This is a genomic window from Vibrio sp. 10N.222.46.A1, assembly GCF_041473595.1.
GTDB lineage: Bacteria > Pseudomonadota > Gammaproteobacteria > Enterobacterales > Vibrionaceae > Vibrio > Vibrio tasmaniensis_A.
This window is the reverse complement of the sequence record NZ_JBFRSN010001005.1, coordinates 1-1,400: the sequence shown is the minus strand read 5'-3', so window position 1 is coordinate 1,400 and position 1,400 is coordinate 1. Positions and strand designations below refer to the sequence as shown.

Annotated in this window: 1 protein-coding gene; it reads right to left on the bottom strand. The window is 46.3% G+C overall.

Annotation, left to right across the window (positions count from 1 at the left end):
• Positions 1-116: 116 nt before the first annotated feature.
• Positions 117-1,400: carbon starvation protein A (locus AB4496_RS23075; protein ID WP_372132107.1), on the bottom strand; the 1,284-nt coding region annotated here is incomplete at its 5' end.

Here is a 1,400-nt window from a genome sequence, read left to right as displayed (position 1 = left end):
CATGATGGGCTTTGATCTTAGATTCCAGTTCATCAAAGATGTGGTGGAACAAGCGAAGTGTTTTTGGCTTTCTTATTCTCCTCTTTCTATGAAGAGTGAGAATGTTTCGGGGAAAGCTAAGCTGTTTTTGTTACGGGCTTTGCTTCCTTTTCTGATTCTTCATCAGCAAGGTCGATATCGCCTTTGCCTTTTGAAATTTTGATAACGTAAGCTGCGATACCGAATGCACTCACTACGCCGATGATGGTTGAAAGCTGCATTGGCAGACCGAAGCCTAGCTGACTGTTGTTCAGGATGAATGTAATACACACAGAAGTCATGAACACAGCTGGAACCGTTGTTACCCAGTGCAGTTTATTGTGACGAAGTAGGTAAGCTGAAGCCGTCCACAGCATCATTACTGCTGTTGATTGGTTAGCAAAACCGAAGTAACGCCAGATGATACCGAAATCTACTTGAGTCAGGATACCACCGATAACGAACAGTGGTAGAGCCATCAGTAGGCGGTTACGCAGTGTCTTCTGTTCCATGTTGAAGTATTCAGCAAGGATAAGACGGCTTGAACGGAACGCTGTGTCACCAGAAGTGATAGGTAGGATAACCACGCCAAGGAAAGCAAGGATACCGCCAAATACACCCAGTAGGCCAAATGAAGCGCTGTATACCACGTTACCTGGGCCGCCGTTTGCAATCGCGTCAGATAAAGACTCAACTGAACCGAAGAATGACAGAGCAAGCGCACACCAGATTAGAGCGATGATGCCTTCACCAATCATTGCACCGTAGAATACGAAGCGACCGTTCTTCTCGTTTTCCATACAACGCGCCATCAAAGGAGACTGAGTTGCGTGGAAGCCAGAGATAGCACCACAAGCGATAGTGATGAATAGAGCAGGCCAAAGTGGTAGGTCATTCGGGTTCATGTTGGTGAACATGTCTTTCATCTCGAAGCCACCCATGATTTGGTGCTCGTCAGATAGACCAATCGCAGTGATTAGGCCAACAGACATAAAGATAAGTAGTGCACCGAACAGTGGGTAGAAGCGGCCAATGATTTTATCGACAGGGACAATCGTTGCGATGATGTAGTAAGCAAAGATGATAACAACCATGGTTGTTGCAGACATTGCGAAATCAGTTTGGTCGTTGACGAGGTTAGTGATCATGCCTGCTGGAGCAGAAACGAATACCACACCAACAAGAAGCAGTAGAACAATGGCAAAGATGTTCATAAAGTGTTTTGCGCCATTGCCTAGGTAACGTCCAGTGATGGTTGGAACCGAAGCACCACCATTACGGATAGATAACATACCTGAGAAGTAGTCGTGTACTGCACCTGCGAAGATACAACCTAGAACGATCCAAAGCATTGCTGCTGGGCCGTAAAGAGCACCCATGAT